Below are 25848 nucleotides of genomic sequence, written 5' to 3'. Positions count from 1 at the left end.
AGGCGGCCGCATCCGTACCCATGGATTGGATTTTTTATTACGGTGCCTTTACAGATCGGCGTCAGACGATCGAAGATGACGGGCGATTCGTCCTCAACGATGGAGGTCTGATGCGGATTCCGCTCGCCGCCGCACTCTCACTGTCTCTGATCGGAGGCTCGGTGGTGATCAGCGAGCCCGCGTCGGCCGCCCCGGCACCCCGGTTCGCCACCTCCTTCGAGACCGGGGACCCGCCACCGACCTGGGTGGACACCGCGGAGCGGGCGGAGGGTGTGGACGGGCGGCTGCAAGCGGGCATTCCGGGGTCGGTCAACGAGCACGTCGTCGCGGTCACCGCGTCCGGCGAGAACACCGCAGGCGGCGAGGTCGCGGCGAACCTGCGCGACGCGGACCCGGACACGAAATGGCTCGTCTTCACGCCGACCGGGTGGGCGGCCTACCAGCTGGACGCGCCTGTCACAGTGGTCCGCTACGCGCTGACCGCCGGTAATGACGCGCCGGAGCGCGACCCGCGCGACTGGCAGCTGCAGGGCTCGGCGGACGGCAGTAATTGGACCACAGTGGACACGCGCTCGGGGCAGACGCTCGGCGCGCGCGGCGCGACGACAGGCTTCGACGTGGCGACGCCCGGCTCGTACGCGTACTACCGCCTCACCGTGACCGCGACGAACGGCGGCGTCACCCTTGTGCAGCTCGCGGACCTGCAGCTCTCCGACGGGAACGAGACGCCGCCCCCGCCCGCGCCGGTGCGGAGCAGGATCGGTGCGGGGCCGTCGAACACGCCGGCCGCGAAGGCCCGGGTCGGCTTCTCCGGGCTGGCCGCGCTCGAGTTCGCCGGGCGGCACGCCACGGACGGGCGCGGCTACACCTACAACAAGATCTACGACGTGAACGTGAAGGTCAACCGGGACACGGAGCTGTCCTACCTGGTCTTCCCGGAGTTCAGCCGCGGTGACCTGAGCTACCCGGCCACGTACACCTCGGTCGATCTGGCGTTCACCGACGGCACGTTCCTGAGCGGGCTCAAGGCCAAGGACCAGCACGGGACGGTGGTCAGCCCGCAGGCGCAGGGCGCGTCGAAGATGCTGTCCGCCAACCAGTGGAACAAGATCGTCAGCCGGATCGGCGACGTGGCCCGCGGCAAGACCATCGACCGGATCCTGGTCGCCTACGACAAGCCGGCGGGGCCGCAGAGCGCCTGGCGGGCCTGGTTCGACGACATCAGCCTGATCGACAGGCCGGCCGCCCAGGCGGAGAAGAGCCTCGCGGGGTATGTCGAGACGCGTCGCGGCACCCAGTCGAGCAGCAGCTTCTCCCGCGGTAACAACATCCCCGCGGCCGCGGTGCCGCACGGCTTCAACTTCTGGACGCCCGTTACCGACGCCGGCACGCTGAACTGGCTCTACGAGTACCACAAGGCCAACAACGCGCAGAACCTCCCGGCGTTGCAGGCCCTGTCGGTGAGCCACGAGCCGAGCCCGTGGATGGCGGACCGGCAGACGTTCCAGTTCATGCCGCAGGACGGCACGGGGGTGCCGAACGTGGACCGGGCGGCCCGTGCGCTGCCGTTCCACCACGAGAACGAGATCGCGAAGCCGCACTACTACGGCGTCACCACGGACAGCGGCCTGAAGGCGGAGATCGCGCCGACGGACCACGCGGCGCTGATGCGGTACACGTTCACCGGCACCGGTGGCACAGTCATCTTCGACAACGTGGACGGCAACGCGGACCTGACCATCGACGCGGCGACCGGCGCGATCACCGGCTGGACCGACGTGCGCGGCGGCCTCGCCAACGGCGCCACCCGCATGTTCATGTACGCCACGCTTGACAGCCCGATCGTGGCGTCCGGCAAGCTGCCGCAGGGCAACCGGCCCGCCACCGGGTACGTCACCGTCGCCAGCAAGACCGTCAACCTGCGCGTCGCCACCTCGCTGATCAGCGTGGCCCAGGCCAGGCACAACCTGGACCTGGAGATCGCCGCAGCGGACACCGTCGAGTCGGTCCGCGCCCGTGCCGAGACCGCGTGGAACGCGAAGCTGCGCACGGTCGAGGTCGAGGGCGCCAGCCGCGACCAGCTGGTCACGCTCTACTCGAGCCTGTACCGGCTGTTCCTCTACCCGAACTCCGCGCACGAGAACACCGGCACGAACGCGGCACCGGTCTGGCAGCACACGGTGCAGTCGTCGACGAGCACGCCGCCGAGCACACCCACCGAGACCGGGGCGCAGATCAAGCCCGGCAAGGTGTACGTCAACAACGGCTTCTGGGACACCTACCGCACCACCTGGCCGGCGTACTCGCTTCTCACGCCGTCGATGGCGGGCGAGATGGCCGACGGTTTCGTGCAGCAGTACCGGGACGGCGGCTGGATCTCCCGCTGGTCCGCGCCCGGCTACGCGAACCTGATGGTCGGCACCAGCTCGGACGTGGCGTTCGCGGACGCGTACCTGAAGGGGATCAAGGGTTTCGATCCTGAGGTCGCCTACCAGGCGGCGATCAAGAACGCGTCCGTCGCGCCGCCGAACGACAACGTCGGCCGCAAGGGCCTGACCAGGTCGATCTTCAAGGGTTACACGCCGCTCGACGTGACAGGTGAGGCGATGTCCTGGGCGATGGACGGCTACATCAACGACTTCGGCATCGCGAACATGGCTCTTGAGCTGTCCAAGGCCGGCGGCCCGAACGCCGTACGTTACGCGGAGGAGGCGGAGTACTACCGCCAGCGGGCGCTGAACTACGTCAACCACTTCGACCCGTCCGTCGACTTCTTCCAGGGCAGGAACACGGCCGGTCAGTGGCGGTGGACGCCGGAGCAGTACGACCCGGAGGTCTGGGGCTACGACTACACCGAGACCAACGGCTGGAACATGGCGTTCCACGCGCCGCAGGACGGCCAGGGACTGGCCAACCTCTACGGCGGCCGGTCCGAGCTGGCGGAGAAGCTCGACTCGTTCTTCGCGGACCCGGAGGAGGCGCTCAAGCCCGGCTCCTACGGCGGCGTCATCCACGAGATGGTCGAGGCGCGGGACGTGCGGATGGGCCAGTACGGGCACAGCAACCAGCCGTCGCACCACATCCCGTGGATGTACACCTACGCCGGGCAGCCGTACAAGACGCAGGCGCTGACCCGCGAGGTGCTGTCCCGGCTCTACCTGGGCAGCGAGATCGGCCAGGGCTACCCGGGCGACGAGGACAACGGCGAGATGTCGGCCTGGTACGTCTTCGCCGCGCTCGGCATCTACCCGCTCCAGATGGGCAGCGCGAACTACGTGATCGGCTCGCCGCTGTTCACCAAGGCCACGATCAACCTGGAGAACGGGAAGAAGGTAGTCGTCAAGGCCCCGGGCAACTCCGCGACGAACGTCTACGTGCAGTCGCTGAAGGTGAACGGCAAGGCGTGGAACTCCTCGTCGCTTCCGCACTCCGCGCTCGCCAACGGCGGCACGCTCGACTTCACAATGGGTTCGGCGCCGTCGGCCTGGGCGACAGGCGTGGACGCGGTCCCGCCGTCGCTTACCAAGGGCACCGGACCGGCCACGCCGCAGCACGACGTGTCCGGCACGGTGACGACGGCGGCGCTTGCCGACGACTCGTCCGCCACGTCCGCCTCGGTGAGCGCCCCGCAGTGGACGCTCACCGGCCCGGCCACTGTGAAGCAGTACACGATCACGTCCGCGGCCGCGTCCGGCGCCGACCCGGCCGGGTGGAAGCTGCTCGGCTCGGCCGACGGCACCACCTGGACCGAGCTGGACGCCCGGTCCGGCGAGGCGTTCAGCTGGCGGCAGCAGACGCGGCCGTTCACTGTGAAGACGCCAGGCGCCTACACGCAGTACCGCCTTGAGTTCACGTCACCGGCGACGGTGGCGGAGCTGGAGTTGCTGGCCTCCTAGAACACCGTCGCGCTGCGGGTCTCTAATAGTCGGAGATCCGCAGCGCGGTCGCGTTCCGCTCGATCCGGGAGAGCAGCGGTGCCATCCGGAAGCTCTGATTGCGCAGCCACACGCCGGGCCGGGTGCGCGGTCCGCGGTCTCCAGCAGTCCCGGGATCGGGCTGTCGAACCCGGCGAACCGCTCCGCCACCTGTGCGCGCAGGTCATCGGCTGTCCAGCCGCGGGCCGGCTGTGGGGTCGCGAAGAACACCATCGCCTGCACCCACGGCTGGTCCCGCACCGCGTAGAGCGCCGCGCCGAACCCGGGTCCGTTCTGGATCACGATCTCGTGCGACAGCCCGTCCGTGTTCGGCACCGTGAAACCGGCGAAGCACAGGCCGAGATAGTGGTGGTAGTCCCGCTCCGGGCCGAACGCCAGCCGCCGTGTCACCGAGTGCAGGCCGTCAGCGCCCACCACCACGTCGACGGTACGGGGTGCGCCGTGCGTGAACGTCACGTCGACGCCGCCTGCGGTCTGCTCCAGCGCGCTGATCGAGTCGTCGAACACGTACTCCACCCGGTCCTTGGTGAGCGCGTAGAGGATGTCGCTGAGCTCGCCGCGCGGCAGCTCCACATCCCGGTCCGCGGCGGCGCCGAGCAGCGCGGCCATGTCGACGCGGGCGGCGACCCGGCCGCCCTCGGTCAGTGCGGTCATCCGCCGGGTGCCGATGTGTGCCTCCCGTAACGCGGGGAGGAGGCCCATCCGCTCGCAGACCTCCATCGCCGACCCGCGGATGTCGATCGGATAGCCGCCCTGCCGCACGGTCGGCGCCTTCTCCACGACTGTGACCTCGAACCCGTACCGGTCCAGCCAGTACGCCAGCGTGGGGCCCGCGATGCTGGCCCCGGAAATCAGCACTCGTCTCATGGCTTTCGATAGTTACTTACCGGCCGGCAAGTAGTCAAGTGGGGGTCTATGATCGTCCGCATGCCCCGCCTGACCACCGACACCCGCGCGCAGGCCCAGCGGGTCGCGGCGGAGCTGTTCGCCACCCGCGGGTACGAGCAGACCAGCCTGTCCGAGATCGCCGGCCGGCTCGGGATCAGCAAGGCCGCGCTCTACTACCACTTCCGGTCCAAGGGTGACCTGCTCAGGAGCCTGGTCGAGCCGTTCGTCACCGACATCGAGGCGCTCTCCGCAGACCTCCCCGCGGAGCCGCGCGCCACCCTGGAGGCCTTCTTCGACCTCTGCTACCGCCACCGCGCGATCCTGCTCGGCATCGTGCGGGACGTCGCGGTCCTCAACGAGCTCAAGATCGTCGACTGGATCATCGCCTGGCGCACCCGGATCGACGTCGCGCTCGCCGGGCCCACCACCGCCGACCGGGTGCGCGCGGTGGTCGCGCTCGGTGGACTGCAGGACACGCTCATCCTGTTCGCCGACGATCCGGAGCTGGCGACCACCATCCGTGCCGAGGCGGTCGACGCGGCGTTGCGCGCGCTCGGCGTACCCCCGGCGTAAGGCTCATGTGATCTAGATTTCGCTTTTCGGGGTTGAATTCGGCAACCTTCGCGGGCGCTCCGGGGTCTCCCTGATGGGGCACTGGCAGAGGCCCGCCGGACGGTGAACCCCGTTCCGCATCAATGAACGCGATCATGTTCTGCTGAGCGCCGCACGACTTCCGGCGCCATAGACCACGAGGGGTCCTTCCCGCAATGCAGGTTTCGTCATCACCACCCGGCCCGGAGACAGCGACCGCTCCCGGCCGGCAGGTCACGTCCAAGGCTCGCAAGGTCCTCACGCTGGTGTTACTCGGCGTCCTGGGCGGTGCGGTGGTGGCGGGCGCGGGCCTTCCGGTGAGCGCCACGGCCGGCGTCGCGGCGAAACTCGCAAGCGACTCGTTCGACGACCTGCCGGAGGATCTGAAGACGCCGCCGACCGCGCAGACGTCCTACCTCTACGCCAGCGACGGCAAGACCGTGATCACCTCGTTCCTTGACGAGAACCGCACCGACGTCTCCGGTGACGAGATCGCGAAGGTGATGAAGGACGCGATCGTCGCCGCCGAGGACACCCGCTTCTACGAGCACGGCGGCGTGGACATCAAGGGCCTGGTCCGCGCGTTCGTCTCCAACTCGCAGGGCGGTGAGGTCTCCGGCGCGTCCACGCTCACCATGCAGTACGTGCGAAACGTGCTGAAGAACGACTCCACAATGAGCGAGGAGGAGCGTCAGGCCGCGACCGAGCTGAGCACCACCCGCAAGCTCCAGGAGATCAAGTTCGCGATCACGCTCGAGGACTCGCTCGACAAGCCGGAGATCCTCCGCCGCTATCTCAACATCGCGTACTTCGGCAACCAGGCCTACGGCGTCTCCGCGGCCGCGAACGCGTACTTCTCCACCACGCCGGACAAGCTCACGCTGGCCCAGGCCGCGATGATCGCCGGGCTGGTCAAGTCGCCGGACCTCTACGACCCGGTGAACAACGAGGAGGACGAGGCGCTCGGCCGGCGCAACTACGTGCTGAACGGGATGGTCGGCACCGGCGCGATCACCCAGGCCGAGGCGGACGCCGCGATCGCCGAGCCGCTCGGCCTCAAGCCCACCAAGTCCACGAGCAACTGCGCCGGCTCCTCGCACGCGGACGCCGGCTGGGGCTTCTACTGCGACTACTTCGTCTCCTGGTGGAAGCAGCAGGAGGAGTTCGGCCCGGACGCCAACGCCCGGTACGACGCGCTGAAGAAGGGCGGCTTCCGGATCGTCACCGCGCTCGACGCGACGCTGCAGAGCGCGGCGAGCAAGGAGGCGCTGAAGATCTACGGCTTCAACGACCCGAAGGCCGCGCCGTTCGCCGCGGTCGAGCCGAACACCGGCAAGGTCAAGGCGCTGGCGATCAACAGGCACTACAGCAACGAGAAGAACCCGACAAGCGGCAATTACCCGAACACGATGAACCAGTTCATCGCGGGCAGCGACGACTCGGCCGGCTACCAGTTCGGCTCCACGTTCAAGATCTTCGTGCTGCTTGCCGCGCTTGAGAAGGGCTACGCGCTCGACAAGGGCTTCACCACGAAGAGCAAGGACAAGACCACGTTCTCCGACGGCAGCTCGGACGGCTGCGGCGGCTTCTGGTGCCCGAAGAACGCGAGCGCGTCCTACCAGGACGGCTACCAGAACATGTGGACCGCGTTCGGCAAGTCCTCCAACACGTACTTCGTGAAGCTTGAGGAGCAGGTCGGGGTGAAGGCCGCGGTCGACGTGGCGAAGCGGCTCGGCATCCAGTTCCGCACCAAGAACGACGCGAACCTGGCCGCGAACCCGGACGACTGGGGCTCGTTCACGCTCGGCGTCTCGTCCACCACGCCGCTCGACATGGCGAACGCGTACGCCACGCTCGCCGCGGACGGCAACTACTGCAAGCCGACGCCCGTCGTCTCGATCACCGACACCACAGGCTCGTCGAGCGAGGCCGCCGCCAAGGCCGCCCAGCCGGACTGCAAGCAGGTCCTCGACAAGGACGTGGCCCGCGGCGGCATCGACGCGGCCCGCTGCCCGATCGGCCAGAGCCCCGCACACGGCGCGTGCAACAACGGCACGTCCACCGAGGTCAGCGGCGTCGTCGGCCGCCCGGTCGCGGGCAAGACCGGCTCGTCCTCGGACAACGCCACCGAGTCGTTCATCGCCACCACGCCGCAGCTGGCCATCGCCGGCATCGCGGTCAACCCGGACAACCCGAACGACATCGTCGGCGCGCCGGTCCAGGACGAGGTCATCGCCGCGGTCGCCCGGCTGATGCGGGACGCGCTCAAGGGCCAGCCGGTGAAGAACTTCAACGCACCAAGCGTGAAGATCTCCTTCAAGTCCGGCTCCGCCGGCAGCCCCGAGCGCGCACCGGCCTCACCGAAGTCCTCCTCACCAACACAGAACGACTGATCAACACCGAGGGGGTACGTCACGGCGCGTGACGTACCCCCGTTTCTGTGTCTGGGGGTGGACCGTGGGGCCGCGCTTCACCAGCCTGCTGCGCCACGTCGCAGCGCGCCGCGGTCAACTGGAGACGGCGCCCGCTTCGCCCTGAGGCCGTCCGCCGCCGCGGAGGAGGGTGGGCGCCTCAGGCCGCCAGAGTCTTGATGATCTTCTGGACCGCGTCGCGTCCGGCCCGGTTCGCGCCGACCGTCGACTGCGACGGGCCGAAACCGATCAGGTGTAGACGTGGCTCACCGGCCACCTGCGTGCCTGTCATCCGGATGCCGCCCGCCGCGTTGCGCAGGCCCAGCGGCCCGAGGTGGGCGAGTGCGGCCTTGAACCCGGTCGCCCACAGGATCGCGTCCACAGCGGTCACCTCGCCGCTCGCCTCGACCACTCCCTCCGGCACGAGCGCGGTGAACATCGGCCGCCGCTCCAGCGCGCCGCGCTCCTTGGCCGCCAGCGCGTAGGGCGTCCAGATCAGGCCGGTGTACGACACGACGCTTCCGGTCGGACGCCCGGCCTCCACGTCCGCGACCACCTTCGCGATCGTCTCCCGCCCGGCGCCTTCCGGCGTGAAGTCGGTGCGGAAGACCGGCTCGCGGCGCGTGTACCAGAACGTGGTCGCCACCCGCGAGATCTCCTCGAGCTGCTGCACCGCCGAGATCCCGCCCCCGACCACCGCGACCCGGAGCCCGGCCAGCTTCTCCGCCGCCACGTAGGCGTGGGTGTGCAGCTGCAGCCCCCGGAACGTCTCCTGGCCGGGGTAGTGGGGGAGGACCGGATTCGTCCAGGTGCCGGTGGCGTTGATGATCGCCTGCGCCCGCCACGGCCCGTGGTCGGTGTCGAGGTGGAACGCGTCCGGCCCCTCGTGGCGCACCGAGGTCACCGTGACCGGGCGCAGGATCGGCAGCCCGGCGTGCCGCTCGAAGTCCGCGAAGTACCGCGGCACCGCCGTCCGGCTCGGCTCGTCCGCATCGATCGGCGGCTTCGGGAAGCCGGGCAGATCGAAGATCCCGTTGACCGTCGCCATCCGCAGCGACTCCCACCGGTGCTGCCACGCGCCACCGGCCGCGTCCTCGGCGTCCAGGACCGCGAACGTGCGCCCGCCGCCGGTCAGCGCGCTGACGAACCCTCGCCGCTGCAGGTGATAGCCAGCGGACAAGCCCGCCTGCCCACCCCCGATGACCACGACCGTCGCCTCACGAGGATTACCGCTGCGACGCACTGCACCATGCTATGCGCCGGCTCCGGCGTTCCCTCCCGGATGCATGCCGGATCACAGCCGGGACACAGCGGGCTAGAGTCGCCAGGTGATCAACTGTGGGACGCGGGTGTACGCGAGGAACGCGGCGGCGATGTTCCGGGCGCTGGATCCGGGCGCGCTCGTGGAGAACGGGTGCCTGCGGGTGGACCTGCCGACAGTGACCCGGTTCCTTGTCACCCGCCCGATCTCGCTTGACGCGGTCGCGGGCCTCGCCCGGGAGGCGCCGCCCGGCAAGGCGCTCGTGGTCGAGGATCTGATGCACGCGGAGGCCGCGCCGGTCGAGGGCGTGCGGACGTTCCGGATCCCGGTCATGGTCCGGGGCGCCGGGCCGGTGGACGCACCCCGTGCCCCGGTCGTCGAGGTCACCGAGCCGGGTGAGCTGGCCGAGACCGAGCGCCTGATAATCGGCGCGTTCCCGCTGGCCAACTACCAGCCGCCGGTGACCGGGAACGCGCTTCCGGCGCGGGTGTTGGACATCCCGGGCTGGCGGGTGTGGCTGGCGCGGGCCGCGGACGGCACTCCGGCGGCGGGCTGCTTCACCTACGACGACGGCGCGTCGGTCGGCTTCTACTGGGTCGCCACCCACCCGGAGCACCGCGGCCGCGGGCTCGGGCGCGCGGTGATGGAGGCCGCGCTCGCGGCGCATCCGGAGCGGGAGGCCACGCTTGTCGCGACGGACGCGGGGCTGCCGCTCTACGAGAAGCTCGGGTTCCGGCCGGTGTCCACGATGACCTGGTACACGCGTCAGTCCGTGATCGACGCGCGGAACGTGTAGCGGTCGCCCCGGTACGCCTGGATTGTCAGCTCGATCGGCACGGCTTCCTGGTTGAACGTCAGCTGGGTGGCGGCAAGGATCGGTACCGCGCCGGTGATGTCCAGGTGGCCGCGTTCGGCGTCGGTGGCGATGCGCGCCTCGACCGAGTAGTCCGCGTAGTGCGGCTGCTGGGTCGGTGAGGTTTCCCGCAGCACGTCGTAGAGCGACCTGGCGGTGAAGTCGGTGTCCGCCATCGCGGGCGCGACCGACAGCGGCAGCCGGTTGTGTTCGAGCGCGATGACCAGGTCGTTGAGGTAGCGCAGGCGGCGCATCTCGAACAGGTCCGCGCCGGCGACCGTGTGCAGCAGCTCCGCCTCGCGGACCGTGGCCGGGCGTACGCCTGAGGAGAGCACCCGGCTGCGCATGGACAGGCCGCGCTGCTGGGCCAGGTCGGTGAAGCCCATGACGCGGCCCGCGGTGCCGGCGCCGCGCGGTTTCGGGGCGGCGGCCACTGCCCAGCCGCGCGCGGGCAGCGAGACCAGCATGCCGCGGTCACGCAGCTCACCGAGGGCGGCGCGGATGGTGACCCGGGACGCCTCGTACCGCTCGGCGAGCTGGCGCTCGGAGGGGAGCCGGGCGCCGTCCGCGCCGTTGGACTCGCGCAGATCCCCCTCGATGCGGTCGGCCAGGCGCAGGTAGAGCGGCGACGCCTCCGGGTCGATCAGGGGATTACGCATGACCGCCACCGTACCAGCTGCGCACCGGTTGAAGCCGTTGACAGACCAGTTGCATACCAGTAGCTTTCCGGAACCAGACCACTTCAGTTGTCGCGGGAAGGGACCGGATGTTCACCAGGGCGGAGATCGACCAACAGCCGACCATGTGGCGGGCCACCCGGCAGGTGGTGACGGCGCTCCGCGACCGGACCGACCGGCTGCTCGGCACGGCGCTGCGCGACCCGCGCACCCGCATCGTGCTGACCGGTGCCGGCACGTCCGCCTACGTCGGCGAGCTGCTCGCACCGGAGCTGACCAGGCTGCTCAAACGCCCGGTCGACGCGATCGCCACCACCGACCTGGTCGCGGACCCGCTCGCGGTCACCGTCGACGACCGGCCGGTGCTGCTGGTCTCCTTCGCCCGCAGCGGCAACAGCCCGGAGTCGGTCGCGGCCGGACGGCTGATCGACCAGGTCGCGGCCGAGTCGTACCACCTGGTCATCACGTGCAACGCGGACGGCGACCTGGCCGGCGCCTACCGGGACGCGGACAACGCGGTAGTCGTCGCGCTGCCGCCGGAGACGAACGACCGCAGCTTCGCCATGACGTCCTCGTTCACGAGCATGGTGCTCGCGGCCTGGCTGGTGCTCGCCGGTGACACCGACGTCGACGCGCTCGCCGAGGCGGGCGAGGGCGCGCTGCGCCAGACGGCGGCGATCGAGGAGACGGTCCGCGCGCTCGACCCGGACCGCATCGTCTACCTCGGATCGGGCGGGCTGAAGGGCCTGGCGCACGAGGGCGCGCTCAAGTGCCTGGAACTCACCGCGGGCGAGGTGTTCGCGCTCGGTGAGTCGTCGCTCGGCTTCCGGCACGGGCCGAAGGCGGCGCTCACCGCCCGTACCCTCGCGATCGTCTTTGTCTCTGGAGATCCCTATCGGCGCGCCTACGACCTGGACATCGCGCGCGAGCTGGCCGGCACGCTCGGCTCCGAGCGGGTCATCATGATCAGCGACGAGGGGTACGGCGTCGACGCCGGGCACTGGACTGTCGCGCGCACGCCCGGCACGCCCGACGCGCTCTGGGGGATCGCCGCGATCGTGCCCGCGCAGCTTGTCGCGCTGACCTGCTCGCTCGCCGGCGGGCACACGCCTGACAACCCGTTCCCCGGCGGCGAGGTCAACCGGGTCGTGCAGGGCGTGGTCATCCACCCGTTCACCGAGGGGCGGTCCTGACATGTACCTCGGGGTGGACGGCGGCGGCAGCAAGACCGCGTACTGCCTGATCGACGCGGACGGCGCGGTGGTCGCGGAGGCGCGGACCGCGAGCATCTACTACCTGATGAGTGACATCGGGATCGTCGCGCCGCTGCTCGCCGAGGGCATCGGCCAGGTGTGCGCGGCGGCCGGCATCACGCCCGCGGACATCACCCACTCGTTCTTCGGCATACCCTGTTACGGCGAGGTCAGCGCGGACGTTCCGACGCTCGACGCGCTTCCCGCGGAGATCCTCGGCACCGGCCGGTACGCGTGCGGCAACGACATGATCTGCGGCTGGGCCGGCTCGCTCGGCGGCCGCGACGGCATCAACGTGGTGGCCGGCACCGGCTCCATCGCCTACGGCGAGCACGGCGACCGCCGCGCCCGGGTCGGCGGCTGGGGCGAACTCTACGGCGACGAAGGCTCCGGCTACTGGACCGCGATCCGCGGACTCCAGGCGTTCAGCCGGATGAGCGACGGCCGGCAGCCCGCGGGCCCGCTGGCCGAGGTGCTGCGCCGCACGCTCGGGCTGGCCGACGACCTCGACGCGGTCGACATCGTGCTCAACCGCTGGCAGGGCGACCGGGCCACGATCGCGGCGCTCAGCACCGCGGTCAGCGAGGCGGCGTCGGCCGGCGATCAGGCCTGCGAGGCGATCCTCCGTGACGGTGGGCGGGAGCTGGCCGCGCTCGTCGACGCCACCGCGGCCGCGATCGGCGGGGACGGGCTGCCGGTCTCCTACTCCGGTGGCATGTTCACCTCGCCGCTGCTGCTCGCGGCGTTCCGGGACGCGCTCGGCGACCGCTACGACCTGCGCGCGCCGCTACTCCCACCGGACCGGGGCGCGGCCGTCTACGCGGCCCGGCTCGCGGGCCACCGCATTCCACTCTGAGAAAGGACACCGCCATGCGCCGTACCGGATGGATACCCTACGCCGGCCTGCTGGTCCTCTTCTGGGGCGTGTGGGGCGCCTTCTCCAGCCTCCCGACAAGCGAATACGGCTATCCCGACGGGATGGTCTACATCATCTGGTCGATCACGATGATCATCCCGGCCGTGGCGGCGCTGCGCGGCAACACGTTCGACAGGCGCCCGGTGGCCGCGTTCTACGGCCTTATCGTCGGACTCACAGGTGCCGGCGGCCAGCTGCTGCTCTTCAAGGCGCTCACCATGGGCCCGGCCTACATCATCTTCCCGATCATCGCGCTCTCCCCGGCGATCACTGTGGTCATGGCGCTGGTCGTGCTCCGCGAACGCCTCACCCGCCTCGCGCTCATCGGCGTCGTGCTGGCGCTTGTCGCGATCGTGCTCTTCTCCGTGTCGCCCGGCGAGTTCGCCACCGGGCCGTACCTGCTGCTCGCCGTGCTGATCTGCATCGCCTGGGGCGTGCAGGCCTACTACATGCGCAAGGCCGCGACCGCGGGCGTCAACGACGCCACCACGTTCAGCTGGATGACGATCAGCGGCCTGGTCCTCATCCCGGTCGCGATCCTGATGACCGGCGGAGTCCCGCTCGACTTCCCCTGGCAGGCGCCCACCCTCGCCGCCGTCACCCAGCTGCTCAACGCGGTCGGCGCCCTCTTCCTGGTGATGGCGATGAGCCGCGGCAAGGCGTCAGTGGTCGCACCCGTCACCAACGCGCTCGCACCGGTCCTCACCATCGCGCTGTCGCTCGCGATCTACCAGACCGTCCCGTCCGTCTTCCAGACCGCGGGAATCGTGCTCGCACTGGCCGGCTCCACGCTCATGGTCTACACGACCGAGAAGAACGCGGAGCTGACCCCCGCATGACCCGTGTTCTCACCGTCACGCTCAACCCGGCGCTTGACCTCACCTATGACGTACCGGCGCTGCTTGTCGGCCGCAGCGTCCGGGTCGCCGCCGTGCGCTCCCGGGCCGGCGGCAAGGGCGTCAACGTCGCGAGCGTGGTGCGGGCCCTCGGCGGCGAGGCCGTGGTGGTCGCGCCGGGCGCGCTCACCACACCGGACCCGTTCCGGGACGGCCTCGACCGGCTCGGCCTGCCCTACCGGCTGGTGCCCGCGTTCGAGAGCGTGCGGCAGACCGTGGCGGTGGTCGGCGCGGACGGCGCGACCACGATCCTCCTGGAACCAGGAAGATCAGCCGTCGAGGGTACGCCGGAGGCGCTCGAGGCAGCGGTCGCCGACGAGCTGACCAGGGCGGACGTGCTGGTCGTCTCCGGAAGCCTGCCGCCCGGACTGCCGCACGACCTTCCGGCGCGCCTGGCGCGGCTCGCGGACGTGCCAGCGATCATCGACGTCTCCGGGGCCGCGCTGCGTGCCGCGACCGGGGCGGGCGCGGTCCTCACCCCCAACGCGGACGAGCTGGCCGAACTGGTCGGCAGCCGCCCGGAGACGATAGGCGAGGTCGCCGCGCACGGGCGCCGCCTGATCGAGGCCGGGGCCGCGGCCGTCGTGGTGACGCTCGGGGAGAAGGGCGCGGTCGCGATCACGCCGTCCGGCGCCTGGCTGGCTCACACGGCACGCGTCGTCGACGGCAACCCGACCGGCGCCGGCGACGCCGCGGCCGCCGCGCTGGCGATCCACCTGGCCGACAAGATCGACTGGCCCGCCGCCCTCGCCGACGCCGTGGCCACCTCCGCCGCCTGCGTGCTCAAACCAGTCGCCGGCGAGATCGACCTGCAAGCCCGCGCCCGCTGGCGCGACACCATCACCGTGGAGGAACTGACGTGAGCACAATTCGCGAGCTGCGCGGCACCGGCCGCGGCATCGGCGCGTTCAACGCGATCACGCTTGAGCACGCCGAGGCGATCGTCGCCGGCGCCGAGGACGCCGGCCTACCGGTCATCCTCCAGATCTCGCAGAACGCGGTGAAGTACCACGGCTCGCTGGCCCCGTTCGCCGCCGCCTGCCAGGCCCTCGCCGCACAGGCCACAGTGCCGGTCACCGTCCACCTCGACCACGCCGAGGACGAGGCGCTGATCGACGAGGCGCTCACCCTCGGCATACGCTCGGTCATGTTCGACGCGGCCACGCTGCCCTACGACGAGAACGTCGCCCGCACCCGCGCCGTCGTCGAACGCTGCCACGCCGCCGGTGCCTGGGTCGAGGCCGAGCTTGGCGCGATCGGCGGCAAGGACGGCGCCCACGCGCCGGGCGTCCGCACCGACCCGGCCGAGGCCGCCGCGTTCGTGGCCGCCACCGGCGTGGACGCGCTCGCCGTCGCGGTCGGCTCCTCACACGCCATGAACAGCCGCGACGCGGTCCTCGACGACGACCTGATCGCGCGCCTCTTCGACGCCGTACCCGTGCCGCTTGTGTTGCACGGCTCCTCCGGCGTCCCCGACGAGGGCCTGCGGCGAGCGGTCGCGCACGGCATCATCAAGGTCAACGTGGGTACGCTTCTCAACCGCGTGCTCACCGGCGCGGTCCGCGAGGTCCTGGCCGCCCGCGCCGACCTCACCGACCCGCGCAAATACCTCGCCCCCGGCCGGGACGCGATCCGCGCTTCCGTGACGCACACCCTCAGGCTTTTGGGCGAGGCTGCATAGTGGAGCAATGCCCCGAGGCTTGACCTACCCGGACGCCGTCACGATCCTCGGCGGCTCCGGCCCGCTCGTCACCATCGCGGACACCGTGCTCGGCGGCGCACTCAGCCTCGCCACGGCCGGCGGCAGCGAGGCAGCCCTCGGCTTCTTCGACGCGAAGAACGAGGTCATCCGCCTCGGCCATCTGGTCTCGTCCACGATCTCCGAGACGCTGCGCGGCCTCAGCCGCTACGACCGCAGCCAGCGCCTCCAGGCCGCCCACAGCGTCCTGGTCGTCGCGGCGTGCTTCAGTGCCCTCGACGACTGCCTCACCTCGGCGGGTCTCGGCGACGCCGGCCTCACCCGCGATGACCAGATCACGCTCGCGCTGCGCACCCCCGCGGGCGGCGGCTGGCTGCCCCGCCTGCTGGCCGGCGAGATCCCGTCACCCGGCGCGGACCGCAGCCACGACCTGTTGCTCCGCGACCTCGAGGCGTGGTGCGCCGACCTCCTCCCGCGCCTGACCGCACACCTCGAGGGCCTCGCGATCTGGGACGCCGCCGACGACCGCGCCCGCCGCACGCTCGCGCGGCTGCTCAAGGACCAACTACCCACCCAGACCATCCGGGGGTACGAGGAGAGCCTGCGCCGCCTGGCCGCCGACGTACCCGAGGTCGACCTCTGGCTGCGCGGCCTCGAATCCCGGCACACCGCCCGCGGCCTGGAGTCCCTGGAAACGGCGCTGCTGCGGGCCACCTCGCACCGGGACCCGCGGCGGCAGCGCAAGCAGCTCGCCACCGCGTACCGTGCCGATCTGGCTCGTCCGATCTTCGGCGGCGACGCCGGCGACCTGATCCTGCCCGCGCTCGGCGCCGCCTACATCGACCCACGCTTCCGGGTCCGAGCTGCCGGTCCCGGCGCGCGACCCGCGGACGAGACCTGGTGGGAGGGCCGATCGCGTGCGGACCTGGACGCCTTCCTGGCCACCTATCTGACCAGCCCGCAGGCCGCCGACGCGCCACTGCTGCTGCTCGGCCAGCCGGGCGCGGGGAAATCGTCCCTCACCCGCGTGCTCGCGGCCCGTCTTCCCGCCGCGGACTTCCTTGTCGTCCGCGTGCCGCTGCGGGACGTTCCGGCCGACGCGGAGGTGCAGGACCAGATCGAGGCCGCGCTCCGGGCGACGATCGGGGAGACCGTGTCCTGGCCGGCGCTTGCCGCGGACGCGGACGGCGCGATGCCCGTGGTCCTCCTCGACGGCCTCGACGAGCTGCTGCAGGCCACAGGCGTGCACCGGTCCGGCTACCTGACCCGGGTGGCGGCGTTTCAGGAGCGTGAGCGGGTGTTGGGACGTCCGGTGGCGGTCGTGGTGACCAGCCGGGTGGCGGTCGCCGACCGGGCGCGGGTACCTGCGGGAAGCCTCGCGGTCCGTCTGGAACCGTTCGATGACGTGCAGGTCACGCGCTGGCTGGACACGTGGAACCGGGAGAATGCCCGCTTCCTGCCCGCGCCGCTGACCGCAGAGGTCGTGGGCCGCTTCCCCGAGCTTGCCGCCCAGCCGTTGCTGCTGCTGATGCTCGCGCTCTACGACGCCACCGGCGACGGCGGCCTGCGCCGCGACGACACGGACTTCGACACCGGGCAGCTGTACGAGCAGCTGCTCCGCGAGTTCGCGGCGCGCGAGGTGGCCCGCCTGCACCGGAGCGCGGCGCAGGACGTCCCGCCGGACCTGATCGAGGCGGAGCTGTTGCGACTGTCAGTTGTCGCGTTCGCCATGTTCCACCGCCTGCGCCTGTGGGTCACCACCGCGGAGCTGGACGCCGACCTGGCCGGCCTGGGACTCGGGCCCATCGTCAGCGCGGACACCGACCTGTTCCGCACGCCGGTGACCGCGGGGCAGGAGATGGTCGGGCGGTTCTTCTTCATCCAGCGCGCGCAGGCGGTCCAGGACGGGCGGACGCTTCAGACCTACGAGTTCCTGCACGCCACATTCGGCGAATATCTGGTGGCGCGGCTTGTCGTCGGGGCGATCCAGGATGCGGCCTCCCGGGCCCGGGCCCGCACGCTGCGACTCGGCCGGGCGGAGGACGACGACCTGCTGCAGTCGCTGCTCGGATACACGGCGCTCAGCGCACGGACCACAGTGCTGCCGTTCATCACCGCGCTACTGAACCGCGAGGATCCGTCCGGGTTGCGTGAATGGCTGATCGAGCAGCTACGGACCGCGGTGACGCGACCACGATATGCGGAGCGCCGCTACGCGCCGATCGAGAAGCGCATCGACTACTGGATGTCGACGTACTCGTTCAACCTGCTTCTGCTGACCCTCGCCTGCGGAGCGCCGGTACGCGCGTCGGAGCTGTTCGTGCACGCGGGCGACCCGGCGGCGTGGCTGCAGGACATGGCGCTGCAGTGGCGGGCGGCCGTGCCGAGCGGGATGTACCTGGACCCGCTGGAGACCATGACGGTCGGCCGGGAGTGGACAGCGGACAACCGGCGGGACCTGGTGCTGACCGCGGGCACTGACCTGGACACGCCGAGGCTCAACATCGAGTGGTCCCTCGGGGCGGTACGTGACCGCCGGTCCGAGGCCCGTGCCTACCGTTTCCCGCTCGGCGCGACGCTTACCTCCATGAACCTGTCCGGGGCGCTCAGCAGCGACATGCTGAGGCACGCGATCGAGCCGATGCTCGACTTCGCGCCGGAGACGGTGGAGATCGTCGTCCGCCATGCGTCCGGCGAGTCGGAGTCGATCGCGCACAGCCTCCTTCGGTTGTTGCTTCTGTCCGCCACCGAAGCGGAACCCGATGACCTGGTCCAGGCCTATTCACGCGTTGTCATCGCGATCGTGGCGGCGCCGCCGGAAGCCCGGCCCGGTGTGCGTGAAGCGAGACTCGACGTCCGCAACGTGGTGGACCGCCTGCTGCACCGGGACCGCTATCGTCTGCCGCTGCAAGCCGTCGAGCGGCTCAGCCAGACACTCGTGACGATGTCTCTCGTCGCGTGGCCGGACGACGCGAAGGACCAGCCCGGCTAGGCGGCGCGCTCGACAGCCCCGCAGGCCGGTCAGCACGTCCAGGACGGGGACGAGTTCGGGATCGAAGGGGGGCGGGGTGGCGCGGTGAGTGGTCATGGGTTCCTCGTCGTCGGTGACGTGCCGGGTGTTTCTGCCGCTTGTCGGGACGGGGCGGCCACGATCTCCTTGCGGCCGCCCCGCCGTTGGCTCACACGGTCGGGACCGTGCCGCCGTCGATGACGTACTCGGCGCCCACGATTGCCGAGGCGCGGTCCGACACCAGGAACCCGACCAGGTCGGCGATCTCCTCGGGCTGGGCGAACCGTCCCAGGGGAACTCCGCCGAGGGAGTCGAAGATCGTCTGCTTGGCGGCCTCGCGGGTGAGTCCGTTGCCCTCGGCGATCCGGTCCACGAACCGTTCGTAGGCCTCGGTCTCGATGCCGCCGGGGCTGATCGCGTTGACCCGCACGCCGCGGGGTGCGAGTTCGTTGGCGAGGCCCTTGCTGTACGTGCGCAGCGCCGCCTTCGCCGCCGCGTACGCAAGCGACGCGTCGTACTGCGGCAGTTCCCGCTGGATCGAGGTGAAGTGCAGCACCACACCGGACCCGGCCCGGGTCATCGCCGGCAGGAGGGCCCGGTCGAGCCGTACCGCACCCAGGAAGTTCAGGTGCAGCTCGGTCAGCCATTGCTCCTCGGTGATGACCGCGAACCCACCGGCCGGCGTCGATGCGCCCCCGACGACGTGCACGAGGATGTCGAGCGGGCCGGCGGCCTCGGTGATGCGGTCCGCCACCAGTTGCGCGCCGTCGACTGTCGAGGTGTCTGCCTCGATGAACCGGCCGGGGCGGTCGTACCCGTCGGGCATCGTCCGGGCCGTGGTCCACACGTCGGCGCCCATCTCCCGCAGGCGGGCGACGACGGCCTTGCCCGAACCCTTCGACCCGCCCGTGACGAGCGCGGTGCGGCCGTCGAGGCGGTCACGTTCCTTGCCTGACATTTTTCCTCTTCCTTCTGACGGTGCGGTGGTGCGTGTCCGTGTGCGTGTGCGGTCCGGCTCAGGACTCGTGGTTTGCGATGACCAGCTCGGCCACGAGGTCGCCGCGGAGCGTGAAGCGGTAGTCCAGGTCGGCGACGCCGCCGGGGAAGGTGCCCTCGAGGTGCAGCGTCACCACCCAGTGGTCGTCGTTGACGCGCCGGGCGCCGGTCTGCTCGGTGGTGTACTCGAACTCGGCGCCGGCGTCGCGGACGAACGCGTACACCTCGTTGCGGCCCCGGAAGGTCTCGTTCTGGTCGACGACCACGACGTCCTCGACGAGGAACGACGAGGCGGTGTCGGCGTCGTGCACGGTGCTGGCGGCGAGGAAGCCGCGGACGGTGGCCGGGAGGGCGTCTGCGTGGAGGCCGGTGTGTGTCATGTCGTCACCGTGCGGCCTCGCGGGGCCGGAGGGTCAAGCGCTGGACCCTCCCGCCGGGGGAGGGTCCACACTGAGGGGGTGCTGACGATCGGGGAGTTCTCACGTCTGACCCACCTGAGCGTGCGGACGCTGCGCCGTTACCACGAGGGGGAGCTGCTCACGCCGGCCGTCGTGGACGAGGCGACCGGCTACCGCTATTACTCGGTCGAGCAGATCCCGACCGCGCAGGTCATCAACCGGCTGCGCGAGCTCGACGTCCCGTTGAGCGACGTGCAGCAGATCCTGCGGACGCCTGATCCGGGCGTCCGGTCGCTCTTGGTCGCGGGTCACCTGCAGCGCTTGGAGGCCGAGCTGGAGCGCACCCGGACCGCGGTCACCGCGCTGCGCCGCCTCCTGCAGCCCGATCCTGCGCCGATCGAGGTCGAGTTGCGCGCCGAGCCCGCCCGCGAGGTCGCGGCGGTCGAGGCCGTGATCGGCCACGCCGACGTCGAGGCGTGGTTCGCCGGCGCGATGGCCGAGCTGGAAGCGGCAGTGGGCGCGGGTGTGACCGGGCCACCCGGGGGCACCTACGACAACTCCCTCTTCGAGGAGGGCCGCGGCCGGGTGCTGGTCTACCTGCCGACCTCCACGCCGCCACGCACCGGACGGGTGCACGCCGTGACCCTGCCCGCCGCGGAACTGGCGGTGACCACCCACGTCGGCGAGCACGAGGGCGTGGACGTCACCTACGGCGAGCTCGGTGCATGGGTCGTGGAGAACGCGATGTCGGTGGCCGGGCCGGTGCGGGAGGTCTACCGCGTGGGGCCCCGGCAGGCGAGCGACCCGGCCGCCTGGCGCACGGAGATCGGATGGCCGGTGTTCCGCGTGACCTGAGGACGTGCGGACCCGGCTGATCCGGCCACGCGATAGAAAGGGGCATGAAGATCGCGATGCTCTGTGTCGGCAGCCGGGGGGATGTGCAGCCGATGGTGGCGCTCGCGGTCGCACTGCGGGGGCGCGGGCATCAGGTGACTCTCGCCGTACCCTCGGATCTGGTGGATTTTGCGACACGGGCCGGTATCGACGCGGTGTCGGCAGGTGTGAACGCGCGCGAGTTCCTGCAATCCCCGGAAGGGCTGCGGCTGCTTGCGGCCGGGGACTCGCGTCGCTACCTGACCGCGCTGGCCCGCAAGCGCGCGCTTGTCATCGACGACGTGCAGAACGCGCTGCTCACCGCCGCCCAGGGTGCGGACCTGATCGTGGCGACCCGGCTCGTCGAGGACGACGCTGCCGTGCTGGCCGAGCACGCCGGGGTCCCGCTGGTCTGCCTGCACTACGCGCCGTCCCGGCCGAACCGGACGATCCCGCCCTACTTCGTGACGCTCCGCCGCCTGCCGCCGCCGTTGACCGCGCTCACCCACGCCGCCGCCACCCGCGTGCACTGGCAGGCGGTCTCCTCAAGCGTGAACGCGCTGCGCCACCGCCTCGGCCTGCCGCGCACCGGGACGCCGACCGCGACCCGCCTGGCCCGCACCGGCGCGCCGGAGATCCAGGCCTACAGCGCCGCGCTGGTCCCCACGATCGACGGCTGGGGTGCGAACCGGCCGGTCGTCGGCTTCCTGAGCCTCGACGAGGCAACCCGCACACGCCTCGGTGAGCGCGGCACCGACCCGGACCTGGACCGATGGCTGGACGACGGTGACCCACCTGTCTACCTCGGGTTCGGCAGCATGCCTGCCGCTGACCCGTCCCACCTGCTCAGCGGCTTTCCCGAGAAGACGAGACTCCTGGTCAGCGCGGACTGGGACGTGACGCCGACACCCGGCAGGTGGGTCACGAGGAACCTTGACCATGACGCGGTCCTGCCGCGCTGCCGGGCGGCCGTGCACCACGGCGGCGCCGGGACCACCGCGGCGGCGCTCCGGGCCGGCCTGCCGTCGCTGATCTGCGCGGTCTTCGGCGACCAGCCGTTCTGGGGCGAGCGCGTGCGCGAACGCGGCGCCGGCGACTGGCTGCGCTTCGCCGACCTGACCGGGCCGCGCCTGCACGCCGGGATCGAGGCGCTGCTCACCCCGGAGCGGCGCGAGGCGGCCGGCCGGCTCGCCGCGTGTCTCAAGGCCGAGGGCGACGGTGCGGCCCGCGCCGCCGACGTCGTCGAGTCCGCAGCGGGCGGCTGACGGCGATGAGCCGCAGCTCCTCGGGCGCGGAAGCTCCCATCGACCGGCGCAGCCCGGTTCGACCGGTTTACGGTGGTCTCGCAGGTACACAGGCGGGGCACAGGTTCCGCTCAGGTCTCGCATGGGCGCGCCCACCAGGCTGGTCCACATACTGATCGGCGGCGAGCGGAGGAACGATGAGGCGGACATACGAGGGACGGGCCCTTCCCCGGCAGGACGAGGAGGTCGTCGACCAGGGGCTCGGCTTCGACCTGGAGACGCTGCTCGGGCGGCGCCGGCTGCTCCGGGCGTTCGGCCTGGGCGCGGTGACGCTCGGCCTCGCCGCCTGCGGTGCGAACGAGGAGACGCCGACCGCGACCGGGACCACCGGCACAAGCACGGGCGAGATCCCGAACGAGACGGCCGGCCCCTACCCGGGTGACGGCTCGAACGGGCCGGACGTGCTTGAGCAGAGCGGCGTCATCCGCTCGGACATCCGGTCCAGCTTCGGCACCGGCAGTGCCACGGCCGGAGGTGTGCCGATGACGCTTGAGCTGACCGTCCTGGACATGGCGAACGGCGACGCCCCGTTCGCCGGTACCGCGATCTACGTGTGGCACTGCGACCGGGCCGGCGGCTACTCGATGTACTCGGACAACCTGACCGCCGAGAACTATCTGCGCGGCGTCCAGATCGCGGACGCGGCCGGCACGGTGCGCTACACAAGCATCTTCCCGGCCTGCTACACGGGCAGATGGCCGCACATCCACTTCGAGGTCTACCCCGACCAGGCGTCGATCACCGACTCGACCACGGCCATCGCCACGTCCCAGGTCGCGCTCCCCAAGGACGTCTCCGACGAGGTCTACAAGCAGACCGGCTACGAGGCGTCGGTAAGCAACCTGGCCCAGATCAGCCTCGCGAACGACAACGTGTTCGGCGACGACGCCGGCGCCCTCCAACTCGGTACCGTGACCGGCGACATGACAAGCGGATACACGGTCTCGCTGACGGTCAGGGTGGACACGTCCACGACGCCTGGCGCAGGCTCGGCACCGGAGGGCGGCGCACCCGGCGGCGGCCAGCCCCCGTCCGGCGCCCCTGGCGGTCCCGGCGGCGCGCCTCCCTCCGGCGGACCCGGCGGCGCACCTCCCGCACATGCATCCTGACTCGCGCACCAGCCGGGCAATTGCGTCGTCGACACATCAAGAACCAGATCAATACCATTTTCCCGCTTCCGCCGTGGTCGATTGCCGCATGCTCCCGCGGGCACCGGTCGTCGCCCAGGGGCTCCTCCCTTCGGCATCCGCGGGCGGTCACGCCCGGAACGGCCCGGGTCTGAGCTGTTCCCCGGCGGGTCGAGAGCCCGCGGGAGCATGCGGGCCGGACCACCGCGAAAGCGGGAAAATGTATTGAATAGGTTTTCGCAGTTGACTCCGGCACAAAAGTCGACTGTGGACCATGGGGTGACTGCGGACCATCGGAACGAATCGCCCACGCAGCGAGCGACGTCAATTGATGCGTTTTATGGTGCTGCGTCATGGGGATGACTCGACGCACACTGCTGTCCGGATCGGCCGCGGCCGGTCTGCTGTGGACACCGATCGGCCGGCTCGCGGATCCGGGGCCGGAGCCGCCCGGATTCCCGGCCGGCATCGCCCACGAACGGCGCGCCTACGCCAACTGGTCCGGTGAGACCGTCGCGGACGACGTCTGGACGGCCGTGCCGGAGACGCCCGCGGACGTGGTCACGCTTGCTGACTGGGCGCACGGTCAGGGCTGGCGGCTGCGGCCGCACGGGTTCAAGCACGGCTGGTCGCCGCTGACGCTCGCACCGGGTGACGATCCGGACGTGGTGCTGCTGGACATGACCGCGCACCTGACCGCGATGTCGATGGCCGCGCCGGACGAGGTGCGGGTGCAGGCCGGCGCGTCGATGGAGGCGCTGCTGACGTTCCTTGAGCAGAACGGGCGCGGGCTGGCGCACTGCCCGGCGCCCGGTGACCTGTCCGTGGGTGGGGTGCTGGCGATCGGCGGCCACGGCACCGCGATCCCGGCGGACGGTGAGACGCGCGCGCCCGGCACCACCTACGGCTCGCTCAGCAACCTGGTCACCTCGGTCACCGCGGTGGTCTGGGACGGCACGGCGTTCGCGTTGCGCACGGTCGGCCGCTCCGAGGGTGACGCGTCGGCGCTGCTCACCGATCTGGGCGTGATCTGCCTTGTCGAGGTCACGCTGCGGGTCGGTGTGAACGTGAATCTGCGCTGCCTGAGCCGGGTCGACGTGCCGGCCGCCGATCTGTTCGCCGCACCCGGGACCGGCGGGAACACAGTGGACTCGTTCCTGCATCAGGCGGGGCGGATCGAGGTGATCTGGTTCGCGTTCACCACGCACCCGTGGTCGAAGGCGTGGGCGTACACGCCGTCCGCGCCGTTCACAAACGAGACGTTGCTCGCGGAGACGATCCCAGCGTCGTTCGGCGCGTCCTGGGAGCGGGCCGGTACGGAGTTGCGCGCGCTCGACCCGCACGGCGTCTTCCGGAACGCGTTCACCGACGGGCTCCTAGCCGAGTGACCTGGCGTACGCCGCGAAGTCCACGTGCACCGTGCTGTACGGGTCCGGGCCGTACTGCGCGGCGATGCCGTCCAGATAGCCGGCGATCTCCCGGCGCATGGCGCCCACACCAGGCAACCGCACCGCACCGGTGACCGCCCCGGCGATCCAGCGCGCCTGCAGCTCCACGATCCGGGTGATCGCGCCGACCGGGCGGACCATGCCGGCGAACATCAGGCCCGGGTGGTTGACCGCGACGATCCGCTGGTAGAGGCGCATTCGGCCGTGCCGGTCCCTTGGGCAGGTGGGCGGCAGGAAGGGGAAGCGGGGCGCGTACCCGGTGCAGTAGATGACGGTGTCCACCTCGTGCCGGGTGCCGTCGCTGAACGTGACGCGCGGCCCGTCGAAGGCGGCGATGCCCGGCTTCGGCGCGATCAGGCCGTGGCTGATCTGGCTGAGGATCGAGTCGGAGATGGTCAGGCCGGAGGAGAAGAGCGGGTGGTCCGGCTCGGGCAGACCATAATCGGCCAGGTTGCCGTGCATCGTCCACAGTGTGCGCTGGATGAACGCGCGGGCGCCCTCGAGGCCGAGCTCCGCGTACCAGGGCTCGTCGGCTATCTCGTCGATCGGCACGCCGTAGAGGCGCTTCGGTGTGACGTGCATGCCGCGCCGTACGGACAGCAGCGTGGTGGCGGCGGTGCGGCACAGGTCGCCGGCCACGTCCACCGCGGACGAGCCGAACCCGACCACAAGCACGCGCTTCCCGGCGAACGGCGCGGCCCGGTGATAGTCGATGCTGTGCAGCACCTCGCCGGTGAAGCCGGTGTGGCCGGCCGGGACGCGCGCGTCCTGGTGCAGGCCGGACGCCACCACCACGTGGCTGAACGAGCGGGTGGTGGTCGCGCCGGCGGCGTCCCGGCTGACCACGGTCCAGCGGCCGTCGGCCCGGTCGCGCCGGGCGGAGAGCACTGTGGTGCCGGTCTCCACGTGGTCGAGCAGGCCGTGCTCCTTCGCGTACCCGCGAAGGTAGTCGGTGAACTGGGTGTGGCTCGGGTGGGTGGGGTAGTCGGCAGGCATCGGCGAGTCCGAGTAACCGGTCAGTCGCTTCGACGTGTTCAGGTGCAGGCTCGCGTAGCCGGGCCCGCGGGTGCCGAGACCGGCCTGCGCCCACATGCCGCCGACCTCGTCCTCCTGCTCCAGGCAGGTGAAGTCCACGCCGGCCCGCTGCAGTGCCCGGCTGACCGCGATCCCGGACAGTCCGGCTCCGACCACACAGACTGAGTAGTCAGTCATTTTGCTCCCTCGCCGTAAACCGTTCCGAGCGGCCGTATTCGGAGAGTATCGTCCAGGGTGGACTTGCGTAACCACTGAGCGCACGATCAGGTACAGATTG

At 70.9% G+C, this 25848-nt stretch carries 20 protein-coding genes; 14 read left to right on the top strand and 6 right to left on the bottom strand.

Features of this window, described 5'->3' with window-relative positions; all coding sequences use genetic code 11:
* Positions 1-110 precede the first annotated feature (110 nt).
* Complete coding sequence (locus tag ACIA8K_RS17325) at positions 111-3896, top strand: GH92 family glycosyl hydrolase (RefSeq protein ID WP_396059862.1); 3786 nt, start codon at positions 111-113, stop codon at positions 3894-3896.
* Here ACIA8K_RS17325 and ACIA8K_RS17320 read toward each other — a convergent pair.
* A complete protein-coding gene (locus tag ACIA8K_RS17320; protein WP_396059860.1) occupies positions 3855-4802 on the bottom strand; it encodes an FAD-dependent monooxygenase in 948 nt (315 codons plus the stop codon). The two genes, ACIA8K_RS17325 and ACIA8K_RS17320, sit on opposite strands and share 42 nt — an antisense overlap.
* A gap of 60 nt (positions 4803-4862) precedes the next feature.
* Here ACIA8K_RS17320 and ACIA8K_RS17315 point away from each other — a divergent pair, with 60 nt between their 5' ends.
* On the top strand, positions 4863-5396 hold the full coding sequence (locus tag ACIA8K_RS17315; protein WP_396059858.1) for a TetR family transcriptional regulator: 534 nt from the start codon (positions 4863-4865) through the stop codon (positions 5394-5396).
* Between the two features lie 194 nt (positions 5397-5590).
* Positions 5591-7807, top strand: coding sequence for a transglycosylase domain-containing protein (locus tag ACIA8K_RS17310; protein WP_396059856.1), 2217 nt, complete (start codon positions 5591-5593; stop codon positions 7805-7807).
* Positions 7808-7985: 178 nt separating this feature from the next.
* On the opposite strand, the gene ACIA8K_RS17305 is transcribed toward ACIA8K_RS17310, so the two are convergent.
* Positions 7986-9032 carry an NAD(P)-binding domain-containing protein gene (locus tag ACIA8K_RS17305; RefSeq protein ID WP_396059983.1) on the bottom strand — a complete coding sequence of 349 codons (1047 nt, stop codon included), beginning with the start codon at positions 9030-9032 and terminating at the stop codon, positions 7986-7988.
* A 121-nt stretch (positions 9033-9153) separates the two neighbouring features.
* Between ACIA8K_RS17305 and ACIA8K_RS17300 the strand changes: the two genes are divergently transcribed.
* Entirely contained in the window at positions 9154-9882 is a 729-nt protein-coding gene (locus ACIA8K_RS17300) for a GNAT family N-acetyltransferase (RefSeq protein ID WP_396059854.1), read from the top strand.
* Here the strand turns inward: ACIA8K_RS17300 and ACIA8K_RS17295 are convergent.
* Positions 9852-10598 (bottom strand): GntR family transcriptional regulator, encoded by a 747-nt coding sequence (locus ACIA8K_RS17295; RefSeq protein WP_396059852.1) that lies wholly within the window; start codon positions 10596-10598, stop codon positions 9852-9854. The two genes, ACIA8K_RS17300 and ACIA8K_RS17295, sit on opposite strands and share 31 nt — an antisense overlap.
* A gap of 107 nt (positions 10599-10705) precedes the next feature.
* On the opposite strand from ACIA8K_RS17295, the gene ACIA8K_RS17290 reads away from it, so the two are divergent.
* Genes ACIA8K_RS17290 through ACIA8K_RS17265 form a run of 6 tightly spaced genes read left to right on the top strand, consistent with a single transcriptional unit; the run spans position 10706 to position 18372 of the window.
* Positions 10706-11809, top strand: a complete 1104-nt coding sequence (locus tag ACIA8K_RS17290; RefSeq protein ID WP_396059850.1) for an SIS domain-containing protein — start codon at positions 10706-10708, stop codon at positions 11807-11809.
* Between the two features lies 1 nt (position 11810).
* Positions 11811-12725: an N-acetylglucosamine kinase gene (locus tag ACIA8K_RS17285; RefSeq protein WP_396059848.1), complete on the top strand. Its 915-nt coding sequence runs from the start codon at positions 11811-11813 to the stop codon at positions 12723-12725.
* A gap of 14 nt (positions 12726-12739) precedes the next feature.
* Complete coding sequence (locus ACIA8K_RS17280; protein ID WP_396059846.1) at positions 12740-13624, top strand: EamA family transporter; 885 nt, start codon at positions 12740-12742, stop codon at positions 13622-13624.
* Positions 13621-14544 carry a hexose kinase gene (locus tag ACIA8K_RS17275; protein ID WP_396059844.1) on the top strand — a complete coding sequence of 308 codons (924 nt, stop codon included), beginning with the start codon at positions 13621-13623 and terminating at the stop codon, positions 14542-14544. Before ACIA8K_RS17280 ends, ACIA8K_RS17275 begins: the two co-directional genes overlap by 4 nt.
* Positions 14541-15362, top strand: coding sequence for a ketose-bisphosphate aldolase (locus tag ACIA8K_RS17270; protein WP_396059842.1), 822 nt, complete (start codon positions 14541-14543; stop codon positions 15360-15362). Before ACIA8K_RS17275 ends, ACIA8K_RS17270 begins: the two co-directional genes overlap by 4 nt.
* Positions 15363-15369: 7 nt before the next feature.
* The gene (locus ACIA8K_RS17265; protein ID WP_396059840.1) at positions 15370-18372 is read left to right on the top strand and encodes an NACHT domain-containing protein; all 3003 of its coding nucleotides are present in this window, start codon (positions 15370-15372) and stop codon (positions 18370-18372) included.
* A 187-nt stretch (positions 18373-18559) separates the two neighbouring features.
* On the opposite strand, the gene ACIA8K_RS17260 is transcribed toward ACIA8K_RS17265, so the two are convergent.
* Entirely contained in the window at positions 18560-19348 is a 789-nt protein-coding gene (locus tag ACIA8K_RS17260) for an SDR family oxidoreductase (protein WP_396059838.1), read from the bottom strand.
* Between the two features lie 58 nt (positions 19349-19406).
* Positions 19407-19766, bottom strand: a complete 360-nt coding sequence (locus ACIA8K_RS17255; RefSeq protein WP_396059836.1) for a nuclear transport factor 2 family protein — start codon at positions 19764-19766, stop codon at positions 19407-19409.
* A gap of 78 nt (positions 19767-19844) precedes the next feature.
* Here ACIA8K_RS17255 and ACIA8K_RS17250 point away from each other — a divergent pair, with 78 nt between their 5' ends.
* From ACIA8K_RS17250 to ACIA8K_RS17235, 4 genes are all read left to right on the top strand, one after another.
* A complete protein-coding gene (locus ACIA8K_RS17250; protein ID WP_396059834.1) occupies positions 19845-20639 on the top strand; it encodes a MerR family transcriptional regulator in 795 nt (264 codons plus the stop codon).
* 44 nt (positions 20640-20683) lie between these two features.
* A complete protein-coding gene (locus ACIA8K_RS17245; protein ID WP_396059832.1) occupies positions 20684-21922 on the top strand; it encodes a glycosyltransferase in 1239 nt (412 codons plus the stop codon).
* 176 nt (positions 21923-22098) lie between these two features.
* Positions 22099-23070 (top strand): 3,4-dioxygenase subunit beta, encoded by a 972-nt coding sequence (locus tag ACIA8K_RS17240; protein WP_396059830.1) that lies wholly within the window; start codon positions 22099-22101, stop codon positions 23068-23070.
* A gap of 371 nt (positions 23071-23441) precedes the next feature.
* Positions 23442-24476 carry a cholesterol oxidase substrate-binding domain-containing protein gene (locus ACIA8K_RS17235; RefSeq protein ID WP_396059828.1) on the top strand — a complete coding sequence of 345 codons (1035 nt, stop codon included), beginning with the start codon at positions 23442-23444 and terminating at the stop codon, positions 24474-24476.
* Here ACIA8K_RS17235 and ACIA8K_RS17230 read toward each other — a convergent pair.
* Positions 24465-25748, bottom strand: coding sequence for a flavin-containing monooxygenase (locus ACIA8K_RS17230; protein WP_396059826.1), 1284 nt, complete (start codon positions 25746-25748; stop codon positions 24465-24467). The two genes, ACIA8K_RS17235 and ACIA8K_RS17230, sit on opposite strands and share 12 nt — an antisense overlap.
* Positions 25749-25848 lie beyond the last annotated feature (100 nt).

This window comes from Catenuloplanes sp. NPDC051500 (assembly GCF_044454585.1).
Taxonomy (GTDB): Bacteria; Actinomycetota; Actinomycetes; order Mycobacteriales; family Micromonosporaceae; genus Catenuloplanes.
This window is presented reverse-complemented; position numbering and strand designations above follow the sequence as displayed.

Excerpts from the sequence above, each read along its gene's own strand:
- ACIA8K_RS17325 (WP_396059862.1), top strand. The coding sequence starts at position 111 with ATGCGGATTCCGCTCGCCGCCGCACTCTCACTGTCTCTGATCGGAGGC.
- ACIA8K_RS17320 (WP_396059860.1), bottom strand. The coding sequence starts at position 4,802 with ATGAGACGAGTGCTGATTTCCGGGGCCAGCATCGCGGGCCCCACGCTG.
- ACIA8K_RS17315 (WP_396059858.1), top strand. The coding sequence starts at position 4,863 with ATGCCCCGCCTGACCACCGACACCCGCGCGCAGGCCCAGCGGGTCGCG.
- ACIA8K_RS17310 (WP_396059856.1), top strand. The coding sequence starts at position 5,591 with ATGCAGGTTTCGTCATCACCACCCGGCCCGGAGACAGCGACCGCTCCC.
- ACIA8K_RS17295 (WP_396059852.1), bottom strand. The coding sequence starts at position 10,598 with ATGCGTAATCCCCTGATCGACCCGGAGGCGTCGCCGCTCTACCTGCGC.
- ACIA8K_RS17290 (WP_396059850.1), top strand. The coding sequence starts at position 10,706 with ATGTTCACCAGGGCGGAGATCGACCAACAGCCGACCATGTGGCGGGCC.
- ACIA8K_RS17285 (WP_396059848.1), top strand. The coding sequence starts at position 11,811 with ATGTACCTCGGGGTGGACGGCGGCGGCAGCAAGACCGCGTACTGCCTG.
- ACIA8K_RS17280 (WP_396059846.1), top strand. The coding sequence starts at position 12,740 with ATGCGCCGTACCGGATGGATACCCTACGCCGGCCTGCTGGTCCTCTTC.
- ACIA8K_RS17275 (WP_396059844.1), top strand. The coding sequence starts at position 13,621 with ATGACCCGTGTTCTCACCGTCACGCTCAACCCGGCGCTTGACCTCACC.
- ACIA8K_RS17265 (WP_396059840.1), top strand. The coding sequence starts at position 15,370 with ATGCCCCGAGGCTTGACCTACCCGGACGCCGTCACGATCCTCGGCGGC.
- ACIA8K_RS17260 (WP_396059838.1), bottom strand. The coding sequence starts at position 19,348 with ATGTCAGGCAAGGAACGTGACCGCCTCGACGGCCGCACCGCGCTCGTC.
- ACIA8K_RS17255 (WP_396059836.1), bottom strand. The coding sequence starts at position 19,766 with ATGACACACACCGGCCTCCACGCAGACGCCCTCCCGGCCACCGTCCGC.
- ACIA8K_RS17245 (WP_396059832.1), top strand. The coding sequence starts at position 20,684 with ATGAAGATCGCGATGCTCTGTGTCGGCAGCCGGGGGGATGTGCAGCCG.
- ACIA8K_RS17240 (WP_396059830.1), top strand. The coding sequence starts at position 22,099 with ATGAGGCGGACATACGAGGGACGGGCCCTTCCCCGGCAGGACGAGGAG.
- ACIA8K_RS17235 (WP_396059828.1), top strand. The coding sequence starts at position 23,442 with ATGGGGATGACTCGACGCACACTGCTGTCCGGATCGGCCGCGGCCGGT.
- ACIA8K_RS17230 (WP_396059826.1), bottom strand. The coding sequence starts at position 25,748 with ATGACTGACTACTCAGTCTGTGTGGTCGGAGCCGGACTGTCCGGGATC.